This is a genomic window from Hirschia baltica ATCC 49814, from assembly GCF_000023785.1.
GTDB lineage: Bacteria > Pseudomonadota > Alphaproteobacteria > Caulobacterales > Hyphomonadaceae > Hirschia > Hirschia baltica.
The window spans coordinates 3,442,540-3,455,622 of the sequence record NC_012982.1 but is presented as its reverse complement, the minus strand read 5'-3'; the positions used below and the strand labels follow the sequence as shown (position 1 = coordinate 3,455,622).

Sequence of the window (13,083 nt, the reverse complement as noted above, 5' to 3'; positions counted from 1 at the left end):
AGAGATTTTATATCAGTTCGTCGACTCCGCCAAATGAGAATTGATCAATGTGTTTCACGTGAAACATCACTTTCCGATACAAAACTCACCAAAAATTCTATCGAGTACATCTTCGGAATCTATTTCACCAGTAATTTTTCCTACATCGCGTGCAGCCAGTCTAATATCCTCTGCAATGAGATCGGCTGAAAAATCATTCTCCATGGCAAGGATGGCGTGTTGTAAGTTTTCTTTGGTAGATAATAATAATTGTTTGTGGCGTTGACGAGAAACTAGCGGCGCAGATGCTCCCGTGGACATGCGATCAATGACAGTCTGTTCCAGCTTAACTCTGATGCGTTTGACATCTTCAGACATCTTCAGCGAAACTTTTTCGCTGAATACTTTTTTGTCCAAATCAGAGAGATTTAAATCTTGAGGAGTTCCATCAGACAAGTCTGCTTTATTTGCTAAAAGAAAGTCTCCATCCTGCGCTAAACTTAAATCAGGAAGAGGTTGGTCATAACCGTGCATAAAAATCCGCAGGTCACTCTCAGCCGCTCTAACTAAGGCTCTGCGAACACCTTCAGCTTCTATCTCATCGCCTGTATCTCGCAATCCTGCAGTATCAGACAGCCAAACGACATAACCGCCTAACTCTAAACGCACTTCAACAATGTCTCGCGTTGTACCTGCGATACTAGATACAATCGCTGCATCACGGCCTGTTAAGGCATTTATCAATGTGGACTTACCTGCATTTGGCGGACCAATAATTGCAATTTTAAATCCATCACGAACAGCCAAACCAGCATTTGCATTTTCAAGAGCCAAATCAATCGAGGTGATCAATTCCTTCACAAGCGGATAGGCGCGACTATCCACACCGCTAGGCACATCATCCTCGTCAGGAAAATCTATTGCTGCATCAAGAGAGGCCATTGCATCAATTAAACCAGAACGCCAATTGAGACATTGCGCGTGAAAAGCGCCGTCATATTGTTGCATCGCTTGGCGACGCTGTGCATCCGTTTCAGCATCAATCAAATCCCCAATAGCTTCAGCTTTGGTGAGATCCATACGACCATTTTCAAAAGCCCGGCGTGTATATTCTCCAGGCTCAGCCAGACGACAAAGTTTAGTTGCTAAACATGCATCTATAACGGAAGCGACAATCGCTGTTCCACCGTGCAGGTGAAATTCAACAACATCTTCGCCAGTAAAGCTATTAGGGCCAGGCATAAAAGCGACAAGCGCTTCATCCAACTGATCCCGTTTAGCGGAGTCTGATGGATGAAATAATAATCGAATAACCAGCTTACGTCTTGAGGGTAATTTCTGTGCAGTTAAAAGCTGTAAGATCTCTCCAGCCTTTGAACCAGATAACCGGATAACAGATACCCCAGCTTTACCCGACGCGCTCGCCAATGCACAAATAGTGTTATTCGACATGTTATTTTGACCAAATTGATTTGTTTCACGTGAAACAAATTTTACTATTGAGACAAGTTTTGCTAAATAAGTTCCAGAATTCTCTGTTTCTGTTCGTCTCGGAATCCCAGAACTATTTCATCACCGATTTCAAATAATGGTCGTTTCATAAGACTTGGATTTGCCAAAAGCAAATTAACAGCCTTTTCGTCAGTAATGTCATTTTTCTGATCGTCAGAAAGACCACGCCAAGTCGTACTCGCTTTATTGATCGCTTTGTCCCAACCTAATAAAGCAACGTATCTTTCTAAATCATTTTGAGGAACACCATCAGATTTTACATCTCTGTATGTAAATCTAATATCATTCTCAGCAAGCCATTTTTGCGCTTTTCGACAAGTATCACATGCTTTAAGGCCGGTCAGTGTAAGCATTGAAAATCCCGCTCATTAGGTAATTTAAACACAAAAAAGGGATGACACATATTTGCGTCATCCCCAATCTAGATTTAAAAAAATATGTAATTCTAATTCTTCATAGAATCGAAGAATTCATCGTTATTTTTCGTTTGTTTCAATTTATCTAGTAAGAACTCAATCGCATCCTGAGCACCCATAGGATTTAGAATACGGCGTAAGATATAGACTTTCTGCAGATCTTTCTGTTGCATAAGGAGCTCTTCCTTACGCGTACCAGATTTAAGAATATCAATAGCAGGGAAGACACGTTTATCAGCGATTTTACGCTCTAGAACGATCTCTGAGTTACCTGTACCTTTGAATTCCTCAAAGATAACCTCATCCATACGTGATCCAGTATCAATCAATGCTGTTGCAATGATAGTCAACGAACCGCCTTCTTCAATATTACGAGCAGCACCGAAGAAACGTTTCGGACGTTGAAGCGCATTGGCGTCAACACCACCTGTTAGAACTTTACCTGATGATGGAACAACTGTGTTGTAAGCACGACCAAGACGCGTAATGGAATCGAGCAGAATAACAACATCACGACCATGCTCAGCAAGACGTTTGGCTTTCTCGATAACCATCTCAGCCACTTGAACGTGACGTGTGGCTGGCTCGTCAAACGTAGATGAAATTACCTCGCCTTTAACAGAACGCTGCATGTCTGTTACTTCTTCTGGACGTTCATCTATCAGCAAAACAAGTAAGTAACATTCTGGGTGGTTCTCAGCGATTGACTGAGCGATGTTTTGTAAAAGAACAGTTTTACCTGTACGAGGCGGCGCAACAATCAATGCACGCTGACCTTTACCAATCGGCGCAACGATATCAATTACACGACCAGATTTATCCTTGCGGGTAGGGTCAGGAATTTCAATGTTGAAGCGTTCTTCTGGGTAAAGCGGCGTAAGGTTATCAAAGTGAACTTTGTGTTTAACCTGATCTGGTGCTTCAAAATTGATGGACTCAACTTTTACAAGCGCGAAATAACGTTCGTCATTTCTAGGTCCACGAATTTCACCTTCAACAGTGTCTCCAGTACGCAAACCCATTCGGCGAATTTGCTGTGGACTGACGTAAATATCATCTGGTCCAGGAAGGTAATTGGATTGAGGAGAACGAAGGAAACCAAATCCATCAGAAAGGACTTCCACAACACCACCACCAACGATTTCAACATCGCGTTCGGATAGCTCTTTTAGAATGGCAAAAAGCAATTCTTGGGTACGTAAGGAAGAAGCATTTTCAACTTCGAGATTTTCAGCGAATGCAAGTAAATCTGTAGGAGATTTAAGTTTCAGCTCCGCAAGCGTCATACGCTCAGGGGTTTCAGTCTCAGACATAAACCAGTTTTTCTTTTTTCTATGAGTAACGAATTACGGTATAAATAGGAAAGTCGAACCTAGGTTCGCGCATATTTCGTAACGGTCAGAATAGCCGTTTGAATTTTCTTCACCACATTCACGGTTAAAAGTCAACATCTACAGAAGAAAGTCAGAGCTGCAACAACCTAAAATTTTTCAATTAGAAAACGGTTCTACAACAACCATTATAATCGCAATAATCGCAAGCATGAAGGGCACTTCATTTAACAACCTAAGTTTCTTTGAAGACATGCTCAACGTTCCAGCCATCTCTTTTTTATGAAGCCCAATAAAATATCCGTGCGATCCTGAAAGCAGAATAACTGCGACTATCTTTACCCAAAACCAGGGTTGGCTCGAAAAAAAATCCCAATTTAGATGTGCAAGTGAAAATCCAAAAACCCATGTTAAAATCAACATAGGCGTCAATATTATTTTCCGAAGCCGAATAATTGCTGAGTCCATAGTTTGGACTAATCCTTCATTATCACGTCCTTCCATACGGTACACCAGCAGACGTGGGAGCATTAACATTCCAGCCATCCAAGCGACGACGCAAATTATATGTCCGGCGCGAAACCATTCGTAACCCATGCGATAATCCTATTCGGTTGAAATATGACTGTGAGGACATTTAGACCAGTTTTTTGGACAAATACGGTCCCCATCGGATGATAAAATTTCAGATTTTTCCAAAATAGCTTTCCGCACCAGATTTGTTAGTCCACCAATAAATTCATTAGCTATCCCTAAAGCAGGCGCTCGCAAATAAGTTGTCACACCGTGCTCCCGGGCCAATTCGGCATATTCGTCATCTAATTCGACGAGTGTTTCAATATGTTCGGATACAAAAGCAATCGGACTTACAAGTATATTTTTTCCGTCCGCTGCAGCTTTTAAAATACTAGAATCTGTAGATGGACTGATCCATTCTAACGGTCCCACTTTTGATTGATAACAAATTTCTATTTCCCAATCACTTGGCAATTTTTTAGCAACAGCTGCACATGTTTGTTCTATTTGCCATTGATAGGGATCTCCGCCGTCCACAACTTTTTTAGGCAAGCCATGAGCTGACAATAAAACTCTTAAATTGTCTGGAGCTCCATTGTCTTTCCAAGTCGATACCAATTTATCCACATGCGCATTTATCAATCCCTCTTCTGTGGGGTAACAACAAATAGTTGATGCTGTTTTGCCGCCAGCTTTTTTCCAAGCTTGAATGGAAGAACCTGTCGTGGTTGTCGAAAATTGAGGATAAAGCGGCAATAAAACAATTTTTTCAGGATTAAACGCATTTACAGCTTTAACCGCATCTCCAGTAAATGGTTTCCAATACCGCATAGATATAAAACAGCGAGCATCCAGTCCCGTCGCTTTTAATGATTTTTCCAGCTCATCCGCTTGAAATTGAGTTTCTGGTAAAAGAGGTGATGATCCACCCATTTTAGCGTAATTGCTTTTGGCTTCTTCGGACCGTCGCGATGATATCAATTTTGCAATCAACCATCGCAATGGTTGAGGCAGTCCTATAATGGCTTTGTCATTAAAAAGATTGAATAAAAAAGGTTCAACGGTCTCTAAATTGTCAGGACCGCCTAAATTGAATAAAACAACTGCAATACGCATATTTTTTATTCCTTATTCTTCTCGAATGACTTTAACAGCCCGTTCAACATTACTAATGGGTGTCTGCGGAGTTACGCCATGGCCAAGATTAAAAATATGTGGCCGATCTTTAAACGCTGATTTAATTTCACGAATACGAGCATCCATAGCATCTCCACCGGAAATTAACCTGAGTGGATCAAGGTTTCCTTGAACGGGCATTGATTTAGGCAATGCCTCATGGACCCATTTTACAGGTAGAGCAGTATCAAGTCCAACTCCTGTTACCCCAGTATGCTTTGCATAAGGCTCTAACATGGCGCCTGATCCACGAGGAAAGCCAATTATTGGCTGAGTAACCCCAAGATCACGAACACGCTGTATGAGCTTCTGTGTCGGTTTTATAACCAATCTATCCATACTATCTTCGGCTAAACCTTCGGCCCAACTATCGAACACCATGAGTGCATCTGCACCAGCATCAGCCTGAGCTTTAAGGTAGTGTGCGGTTGTTTCCACGAGGATGTCCAAAATTGCATCCAAATCTTCTGGATCTTGATAGGCTTTTAATCGCGCAGCCGATTTATCAGTGCCGCCTTTACCTTCGATCGCATAGACTGCAACTGTCCAAGGTGCTCCTGCAAATCCAATCAACGTTGTTTCAGGCGCCAATTGGGATTTAACACGAGATACCGTCTCGTATACGGGAGACATCCTATCCAACAACTTTTCTAAAGGAAATTTATCAAGATCAGCCGCAGAAGAAGCCGGATCAAGTTGTGGACCTTCTCCTTTTACAAAACGTACATTTCTACCCATTGCATCTAGAATAAGAAGAATATCTGCAAAAAGAATGGCGCCATCCATATTATAGCGTCTTATGGGTTGAAGCGTAGCTTCAGTGGCTAAAGACGGTGAATAACAAAAATCTAAGAAGTCCTTGGCTCTACCACGTAGTTCAAGGTATTCTGGTAAATGTCTTCCAGCCTGACGCATCATCCATACTGGAGGATGTTCGTATATTTTGCCATTGAGCGTCTCTAGCAATTTTTTCTCAGGCTGTGCCACGTAAACCTCTTCCTTTAAATTCTATTATTAAGTTTAGATTCTTCTATTGTTATAAGAGCGTTGATAACGGGGAAAAATTAACGTTTGAACTTTTATCCACACTCTATCAACATCCAATGTGGCATTAGTTCACATCGTCTTCATTAATCTTAATTACGATTCATTAAGGTTAACGCCTTTGTTAATAAGGGTTAATTATGAGTCGAGTCCAAATTAACAATAATATGGTGGAAAGAATCTATTTTATTTTGTTGAATTTCTAGCCTGTAGATAGAATTGTGAATAAATGTGAGTAAAGTTAACCAAAATTAGCACCTAACAGGTTTTCCACAGATGGCTGGGGAAATACGGGTAATACCCGGTAAAACCACGGTATTTTGTGCATTAAACCAGTAGAGGACGGCATTGCCGAAATTATATGGACATTTATTTCAACGTCCACCTTCTATCAGATTCAACAGGTGAAACACTAAATGCTGTCATGCGTGCAGCCTGTGCTCAGTTTGAAGATGTATCCCCTTTAGAACATAATTATTATCTGGTGAGGTCTCAAAGACAATTAGATCGCGCGCTTCGGGAAATTGAAGGTGCCCCTGGTATTGTTCTTTACACGATATCTGATGAAGGGTTGCGAAAGACGCTCGAAGATTGGTGTTCATTGACTCATACACCAGTCTTACCTGTCATAGATCCAGCAGTTGATGTGCTAAGTCGTTATTTGGGATTGCGATCCAACAGATCTGTTGCTGGTCAATACAAAGTTGATTCCAGTTATTTTACACGCATTGAAGCACTAAATTACACATTGGCGCATGATGATGGTCAAAGCGTAGAAGATTTAGGTGATGCCGACGTTGCTTTAGTTGGCGTTAGCCGAACATCAAAAACGCCTACATGTGTTTATTTAGGAAACAGAGGGATTAAAGCTGCGAATGTTCCATTGGTTCCCGGAGTTGATCCGCCTGAAATTTTAATGGGTCCAAATTCTCCATTAGTCATCGCATTAAAGATATCGCCAAAAAGATTGGTTGATATTCGGCGTCAACGTTTAATATCTATCAAAGAAGACCCAAATACCGCTTATGCATCTGAAGAAGCTGTGCGAGAGGAAATAACATGGGCAAATAGATTATTTGCACGCATGAAATGGAAAACAATCGATGTTTCTCGCAGATCCGTTGAAGAAACAGCGGCAGCAATTTTAAACACAATATCCGAATCTGGACGTAATTAGAGGCGACTAACTAAGTGACAGACTCCACATTAATTTTGGCTTCTCAAAGCAAATCTCGCGGTGATTTAATGCGTGGAGCCGGTCTTGTTTTTGAACAAATGGCTTCTAGTTTAGATGAAGATGCCGTAAAAATGGCTATGCGTGCGGATGGTGAATCAACTCAACGTCAAGCAGAAGCTTTGGCTGAGATGAAAGCGTTAAAAGTTTCTATCAAGCATCAAGGCATCGTTCTTGGAGCGGATCAAATGCTAGATCTTGAAGGTGTTCAGTTCGATAAACCTAAATCTATCGACGAAGCACGCGTAAATCTCCTAAAAATGCGTGGAAAAACCCATACATTAGAAACTGCTTTAGTTGCTTGTGAAAATGGACAACCTATTTGGAGAATGACGACGCGTCCTCGTCTTACAATGAGAAATTTTTCAGAAGAATTTCTTGATACATATCTGAAAAATGAAGGTGATTTAGCGCTTACAACAGTTGGAGCTTATAGACTTGAAGCCCCAGGCGTTCAGCTATTTTCAAAGGTTGAAGGTGATTATTTCTCTATATTGGGTCTCCCCTTAATTCAGCTTCTCAATTGGTTACAAGATCGAGGAGATCTTCAAAAGTGAGTGGGATTTCCAATACAAAAGTTTATGGTGTGATTGGTGACCCTATTGCTCAGTCTCTTTCGCCGGATATTCATAATCTATGGCTAAAAGCATCAAATATAAGCGCTTTTTACAATAAATTTCACTTGCAAACTGAAACTGCTGTGTCTGATATTCAAGCATTGCTGAGATTTGATGTTCAGGGCCTGAACATAACAATGCCTTATAAGAAAGCTGCTATAAATTCAGCAATTGATGTCAGTGATACAGCAAAAAAAATAGGTGTCGCAAACACACTCAAAGCAACATCCAATGGATGGTATGCGGAAAATACTGATGCTCATGGATTTTTAAATTCGTTATATTCCGTCATTTCAGAAAACACTTTGAAAAACAAAAAAGTGTTGTTAATCGGCGCTGGTGGTGCAGCTAGAGCAGTCGCCTATATTCTTGATTTACAAGGTGCTGATTTAACCATCTTAAATCGAACTGTTTCTAAAGCAGACACCCTCATTTCAGAATTGGCTCCTAAAGCTAAATCTGGTGATTTACAGGGTTTAACAGAGCAAATGGATCGCGTTGATATAGTCATAAATGCGACGAGTCTTAAGGCCGGCCTCGCAAATAATATTGTATTTCCCGACGGTAATTCTCGTTTATTTTTTGACTTATCTTATGGAAAAGCTCCCGAAGAAATTCTGGGTAAAGCGTCTAATGCTGGATGGAAAAGTGAAGACGGCTTAAGAATGCTCGTTGAGCAAGCGGCTCTAGCCTATAAATTATGGCATAATGAAATACCTGATGTCGAACTAGCCCTTGGTATGTGCAAAAAGAAATTAGCATAAAATGATTATCTTAGGTCTTACTGGTTCTATAGGAATGGGGAAATCAACCACTGCCAACATCTTTCTGGATGCGGGCATTCCAGTTTATGATTCAGATGCCGCTGTTCATGCGCTCTACCAATCAGGTGGAAAAGCCGTTGACAAATTAGAGGATGCTTTTCCGGGTGTAAAAAACCAAGAAGGCAGCATCGATCGTCAGAAATTAAGTGCATATGTGCTAAAAGATTCAGCTGCCATGAAAAAGCTGGAAGCCATTGTACATCCTTTGGTATTTGAGACACGTCTCAAATTTTTAGACGAACATAAAGCAAAAGGCACAGACATTGTGGTGTTTGACATACCCTTGCTTTTTGAAACTGGTTCAGATGCATTTGTTGATAAAATATTGGTCGTGACAGCACCTGCTGAAATTCAAAAACAACGTGTTCTTGATCGTGAAGGCATGACGGAAGAAAAATTTTCAGCAATTTTGGCTAAACAAATGCCAGATAAACAAAAACGCGAACGCGCAGATTTCATTATTGATACAAGTCTTGGATTGGATAGCGCTGAAAAAAATGTTTATCAGATTATTCAATCTTTGATCCAGTTAAACGAGAGTGAAGACTAAAATGCGTGAAATCGTATTCGATACTGAAACAACGGGCCTAAGTGCAAAAGATGGTGATCGTATTATCGAACTTGGTGCAGTAGAGATTGTTGATCTTTTACCCACTGGACGTGAATTTCACAGGCTAATCTATCCAGAGCGTCAAGTTAGTGAAGATACAATTCGTATTACCGGTATTACCGATGAAATGCTAAAAGGTAAGCCCGTTTTTAGTGATCCAAGTGTGTATAAAGAATTTCTCGATTTCATCGAAGATTCTCCCTTAGTCGCACACAATGCAGAATTTGACCGTGGATTCTTAAATGAGGAAATGCGCCGTGTCGGCGGGCCTGATTTTCCTAAAGAACGCTGTGTAGATACGTTGGCATTGGCACGTGAAAAATTTCCTGGTGCTTCGGCGACACTAGATGCCCTTTGTAAGCGATTTGATATTTCTCTTGCAAAAAGGGACGTTCACACAGCGGTTGTCGACTCTCAGCTCTTAGCGTCAGTCTATCTGGAATTAAGAGGGGGGCGTGCTCATTCTTTTGAATTTGAAAATGAAGGACAATCAGATGCTGAAGTGGCGTTTAAGCGTACTCAGCGTCGTCAACGGCCCAAAAAATTACGTTCTTTTTTAACAGAAGAAGAAAATGCAGCCCACCAGAGTTTTATCGCGACTTTTGACGAAACGCCGGTGTGGAATAAAATTTTGACAAAATAAAAGCGACGGTAAGAACATCGTCGCTTTTATATTTTTTATTGTTTAAGCTTGAGCAGTTGGTGGTGTTTGGTTTTCTGCCGCTGCTTGCGCGCGTTGAGCACGATATAATCCGACAAAATCAATTGGATCTATAAGCAGAGGTGGATATCCGCCTTCCCGTGTCACTTCAGCCATAACGCGTCGTGCAAATGGGAAAAGAAGTCTTGGGCATTCTATAAGCAACAATGGCTCTACATCTGCTTGCTGGGTATTTTTAAGTTCAAATAGTCCAGAATAAACAAGTTCAGCAATGAAAACGACGTTTTCTTCGCGTTTTGCTTGGGCCGATAAACGTAAATTGACTTCAAAAATACCAGGCTGATCAGGTTGTGGGTCTGCTTTTACATCAATACCCAATTCTATAGCAGGAGCATTTTGACCTGCACCTGCTGTAAGCGGGTTGGGATTTTCAAAAGACAAGTCTTTTATGTATTGCGCGAGTACGCGAATTGAGGGACCAGATTCAGCTGATGTTTGAGCTGGATCAATTGTTGGTTGGCCTTCAGTTGAGGGCGTGTCATTCATATCTTTACATCCGTTTGATACGGGGAACTAGGTGCCAGCTAACATGAGCTGCTAAAGCAAACAAGTAAAACGGTTCCATTCCTTGTTTTGTCAACATATATATGTGGCAAGAACTCAAATGATACATTATAAGAAGTGCCATGGATATTGAACTCATAATTTTCGCAGCAGTTGCGTTTTTCGTGCTGTATCGGCTGTACAGCGTTCTTGGAACGAAAACTGGAGCGGAACCACCGCCATCAGTTGTTCGAGAAGCCACACAAAAACGTAAAAATTCAGAAGGTAGTGATGAGAGCAATGTCACACCATTCCGTCCGTCTTTTACTGGGCCTGGTGCTTCTGCAATGGAAGAAATCTCTCAAATAGATAGCACGTTCTCGCCAAGTGATTTCACACGGAAATCAAAAAAAGCTTATGAGATGATCGTCGAAGCTTTTGCTGAAGGTGACAAAGAAACACTTTCAAATTTGTTGGTCGATGATGTGTATGAAGCGTATGTATCTGCAATTGATGAGAGAGAGCAGAACAATACGGAACCACTCCGCCTGATGCGTCTAAAATCAGCTGAAATTGCTGATGCTGAACTTTTGGATGGTGATATTGGACAAGTTTCTGTATCCTTTGAAGCGCAATTGAGTGATGGTGAAAACTTAAGGACGGCAAAAGAGATATGGACCTTCGAGCGCAGTCTAAAATCGTCAAACCCAGCTTGGCTTCTCGGTGGGGTTTCAGAAGCGTCTTAAGATGTGTCACCGCTATTTTTGCAGTCACAGCCTATGGGTGTGCGACAACTGCAGTGTCGCCGCCTGAAACGGGTGTACCAAATACACAAGCCACAACTGTTATAACTGGTCCGAAAAATCCAGTCGAGCTGCAAACAGCTTCTGGTTATTCCATGGTGCCAAAATCATTTTCTGATCTACCAGCTTGGCGGAACACGAACTTTAATTCAGCCCGGTCAGCATTTTTAGAAAGTTGCCAAAGCTGGTCTAAGCGTGATGGAAATAAATTAATATCTACATCAGCGCCTTATAGCGGCTCTGTGTCTGATTGGATGCCAGCATGCACAAGCATTCAAGCTGCAACAGATACTAGAATGATCGCTAAAGTATTTGAAACTGAATTTACTCCTTACTTCATTAATCCAACAGACAAGCAATCTAAATTAACGGGCTATTTTGAGCCTGAATTAGAAGTGCGCTACAGGCCAGAAGCTGGATTTTCTCAGGCTGTTCCGGGTATTCCTGAAGACCTTGTAAGAGTGGACCCATCAGAGTTTGATCCTAAATTTGCTAAGGGCAAAGTGTGGGGTCGTGTTATTGAAGGCGAGTTAGAATTTTATCCAGACCGCAAAGATATTATCGATGAACCTTCTAAAGCATTGGGATATGCGTCTCCGGGTGAAATATTCTATTTACAGATACAAGGTTCGGGCAGGCTAAAATTTCCTGATGGAAGAGTTATTCGAGCCGCATTTGCAGCACATAATCACAAACCTTTTGTATCAATAGCTCGACACTTAATCGACACTGGACAGATACAAACCCACCAAGCTGGTATGAATTCTATACTAAATTGGATGGATGAAGTCGGTCCTCAAATTGCTCAAGATGCGATGAATGTTAATCCGCGTTATGTTTGGTTTACGCCTCAAGAGATTAAAGATCCTTCCAAAGGACCTAATGGTGCGCAGGGTATTCCACTGACTGCAATGGCTTCAATGGCGGTTGATCCGCGATATCACGCATATGGTGCGCCAATATTTATAGATACTAAAGTGCCTGCCACACCTGGTGATTGGAGAGGGCGGGAATTTAGAAATTTAGTGATTGCACAAGACACAGGAGGTGCGATCAAAGGCATTCTACGTGGTGATTTGTTTTTTGGCTCTGGTGATGATGCTGGCGGCAGAGCGGCAAGTATGAATCATGATGTTGCTATGTGGGTATTACTTCCAAAATCTGTCGCATCTGCAATGACTGAAGCACAATTATTGGCAGATAGTGCTGATGGCTAAACGTCTTGTTTCAGATGCTGAAATGCGGTTGTGGAAGAAGATTGCCAAGACTGTTGAACCACATAAAACGACGAAGCAAAAAAAGCCTTTAATCGTCGAAGATTTTGCAAAATTGCTATCCAAACATTCTCATCTGGATGCACCACGTGTTCGCGTAGCAAAACATGTATCACCTGATATTAAGAAGCGTGCACAAGCGACAGACCTTCAACGTAAAATTATGGATGAAGTCGAAGAGCGTATCCCTGAAAAACCGTTAGAAAACAGAGAAAAAGATCGTAAAATCAGGCGCGGGAAAACATATGTTGATGCAACGATTGATCTACATGGTTTCACGCAAATAGCAGCGAGATCAGCCTTATCAGCTTTCCTCATGCATCATAGAAATGATGGTGCCAAGTGTGTTCTGGTGATTACGGGAAAAGGAAAGTTGGGCGATGGTATTATTAAAAAAAGGCTAGTTGAATGGCTTGTTCAGCCCGATATCCGCGCCCATGTTTCGTCTTATTCCATCGCTCACCAGCGCCATGGTGGAAGCGGTGCATATTATGTATTTTTAAGAAAACTCAAGCACCAATATTGAGCCAAGCGCGAGGATGG

At 41.5% G+C, this 13,083-nt stretch carries 15 protein-coding genes; 8 read left to right on the top strand and 7 right to left on the bottom strand.

All coding sequences use genetic code 11. From position 1 onward, the window contains the following. Positions 1-66 precede the first annotated feature (66 nt). The 6 genes from mnmE to hemE form a co-directional block, all read right to left on the bottom strand. Entirely contained in the window at positions 67-1,431 is a 1,365-nt protein-coding gene (gene mnmE / locus HBAL_RS15860; protein ID WP_015828971.1) for a tRNA uridine-5-carboxymethylaminomethyl(34) synthesis GTPase MnmE, read from the bottom strand. Between the two features lie 62 nt (positions 1,432-1,493). After that, positions 1,494-1,844: a Spx/MgsR family RNA polymerase-binding regulatory protein gene (locus tag HBAL_RS15855; protein ID WP_015828970.1), complete on the bottom strand. Its 351-nt coding sequence runs from the start codon at positions 1,842-1,844 to the stop codon at positions 1,494-1,496. Positions 1,845-1,936: 92 nt separating this feature from the next. After that, positions 1,937-3,220: a transcription termination factor Rho gene (gene rho / locus HBAL_RS15850; RefSeq protein WP_015828969.1), complete on the bottom strand. Its 1,284-nt coding sequence runs from the start codon at positions 3,218-3,220 to the stop codon at positions 1,937-1,939. A 177-nt stretch (positions 3,221-3,397) separates the two neighbouring features. Continuing rightward, entirely contained in the window at positions 3,398-3,835 is a 438-nt protein-coding gene (locus tag HBAL_RS15845; RefSeq protein ID WP_015828968.1) for a CopD family protein, read from the bottom strand. 9 nt (positions 3,836-3,844) lie between these two features. Then, a complete protein-coding gene (gene hemH, locus HBAL_RS15840) occupies positions 3,845-4,870 on the bottom strand; it encodes a ferrochelatase (RefSeq protein WP_015828967.1) in 1,026 nt (341 codons plus the stop codon). Positions 4,871-4,882: 12 nt separating this feature from the next. After that, positions 4,883-5,917 (bottom strand): uroporphyrinogen decarboxylase, encoded by a 1,035-nt coding sequence (gene hemE, locus HBAL_RS15835; protein ID WP_015828966.1) that lies wholly within the window; start codon positions 5,915-5,917, stop codon positions 4,883-4,885. Between the two features lie 418 nt (positions 5,918-6,335). On the opposite strand from hemE, the gene HBAL_RS15830 reads away from it, so the two are divergent. The 5 genes from HBAL_RS15830 to dnaQ are packed head-to-tail and all read left to right on the top strand — an operon-like array spanning position 6,336 to position 9,902. Beyond that, positions 6,336-7,151 carry a pyruvate, water dikinase regulatory protein gene (locus HBAL_RS15830; protein ID WP_015828965.1) on the top strand — a complete coding sequence of 272 codons (816 nt, stop codon included), beginning with the start codon at positions 6,336-6,338 and terminating at the stop codon, positions 7,149-7,151. Positions 7,152-7,165: 14 nt separating this feature from the next. Continuing rightward, complete coding sequence (locus HBAL_RS15825) at positions 7,166-7,765, top strand: Maf family protein (protein ID WP_015828964.1); 600 nt, start codon at positions 7,166-7,168, stop codon at positions 7,763-7,765. After that, on the top strand, positions 7,762-8,589 hold the full coding sequence (gene aroE / locus HBAL_RS15820; protein WP_015828963.1) for a shikimate dehydrogenase: 828 nt from the start codon (positions 7,762-7,764) through the stop codon (positions 8,587-8,589). The genes HBAL_RS15825 and aroE overlap by 4 nt, the downstream gene beginning before the upstream one ends. 1 nt (position 8,590) lies before the next feature. Beyond that, positions 8,591-9,199, top strand: coding sequence for a dephospho-CoA kinase (gene coaE / locus HBAL_RS15815; protein WP_015828962.1), 609 nt, complete (start codon positions 8,591-8,593; stop codon positions 9,197-9,199). A gap of 1 nt (position 9,200) precedes the next feature. Then, the gene (gene dnaQ / locus HBAL_RS15810) at positions 9,201-9,902 is read left to right on the top strand and encodes a DNA polymerase III subunit epsilon (protein WP_015828961.1); all 702 of its coding nucleotides are present in this window, start codon (positions 9,201-9,203) and stop codon (positions 9,900-9,902) included. Between the two features lie 42 nt (positions 9,903-9,944). Here the strand turns inward: dnaQ and secB are convergent, their stop codons facing one another. Continuing rightward, on the bottom strand, positions 9,945-10,466 hold the full coding sequence (gene secB / locus HBAL_RS15805; protein WP_015828960.1) for a protein-export chaperone SecB: 522 nt from the start codon (positions 10,464-10,466) through the stop codon (positions 9,945-9,947). Between the two features lie 140 nt (positions 10,467-10,606). Here secB and HBAL_RS15800 point away from each other — a divergent pair, with 140 nt between their 5' ends. The 3 genes from HBAL_RS15800 to HBAL_RS15790 are packed head-to-tail and all read left to right on the top strand — an operon-like array spanning position 10,607 to position 13,066. After that, positions 10,607-11,209: a Tim44/TimA family putative adaptor protein gene (locus tag HBAL_RS15800; protein WP_015828959.1), complete on the top strand. Its 603-nt coding sequence runs from the start codon at positions 10,607-10,609 to the stop codon at positions 11,207-11,209. After that, complete coding sequence (mltA, locus tag HBAL_RS15795) at positions 11,137-12,483, top strand: murein transglycosylase A (protein ID WP_083773147.1); 1,347 nt, start codon at positions 11,137-11,139, stop codon at positions 12,481-12,483. Before HBAL_RS15800 ends, mltA begins: the two co-directional genes overlap by 73 nt. Then, the gene (locus tag HBAL_RS15790; RefSeq protein ID WP_015828957.1) at positions 12,476-13,066 is read left to right on the top strand and encodes a Smr/MutS family protein; all 591 of its coding nucleotides are present in this window, start codon (positions 12,476-12,478) and stop codon (positions 13,064-13,066) included. Before mltA ends, HBAL_RS15790 begins: the two co-directional genes overlap by 8 nt. The last annotated feature ends 17 nt before the right edge of the window (positions 13,067-13,083 follow it).

What these genes read in the sequence shown, in the direction of transcription:
- mnmE (WP_015828971.1), bottom strand. Translation starts at nt 1,431, where the DNA reads ATGTCGAATAACACTATTTGTGCATTGGCGAGCGCGTCGGGTAAAGCT.
- HBAL_RS15855 (WP_015828970.1), bottom strand. Translation starts at nt 1,844, where the DNA reads ATGCTTACACTGACCGGCCTTAAAGCATGTGATACTTGTCGAAAAGCG.
- rho (WP_015828969.1), bottom strand. Translation starts at nt 3,220, where the DNA reads ATGTCTGAGACTGAAACCCCTGAGCGTATGACGCTTGCGGAGCTGAAA.
- HBAL_RS15845 (WP_015828968.1), bottom strand. Translation starts at nt 3,835, where the DNA reads ATGGGTTACGAATGGTTTCGCGCCGGACATATAATTTGCGTCGTCGCT.
- hemH (WP_015828967.1), bottom strand. Translation starts at nt 4,870, where the DNA reads ATGCGTATTGCAGTTGTTTTATTCAATTTAGGCGGTCCTGACAATTTA.
- HBAL_RS15830 (WP_015828965.1), top strand. Translation starts at nt 6,336, where the DNA reads ATGGACATTTATTTCAACGTCCACCTTCTATCAGATTCAACAGGTGAA.
- coaE (WP_015828962.1), top strand. Translation starts at nt 8,591, where the DNA reads ATGATTATCTTAGGTCTTACTGGTTCTATAGGAATGGGGAAATCAACC.
- dnaQ (WP_015828961.1), top strand. Translation starts at nt 9,201, where the DNA reads ATGCGTGAAATCGTATTCGATACTGAAACAACGGGCCTAAGTGCAAAA.
- secB (WP_015828960.1), bottom strand. Translation starts at nt 10,466, where the DNA reads ATGAATGACACGCCCTCAACTGAAGGCCAACCAACAATTGATCCAGCT.
- HBAL_RS15800 (WP_015828959.1), top strand. Translation starts at nt 10,607, where the DNA reads ATGGATATTGAACTCATAATTTTCGCAGCAGTTGCGTTTTTCGTGCTG.
- mltA (WP_083773147.1), top strand. Translation starts at nt 11,137, where the DNA reads ATGGACCTTCGAGCGCAGTCTAAAATCGTCAAACCCAGCTTGGCTTCT.
- HBAL_RS15790 (WP_015828957.1), top strand. Translation starts at nt 12,476, where the DNA reads ATGGCTAAACGTCTTGTTTCAGATGCTGAAATGCGGTTGTGGAAGAAG.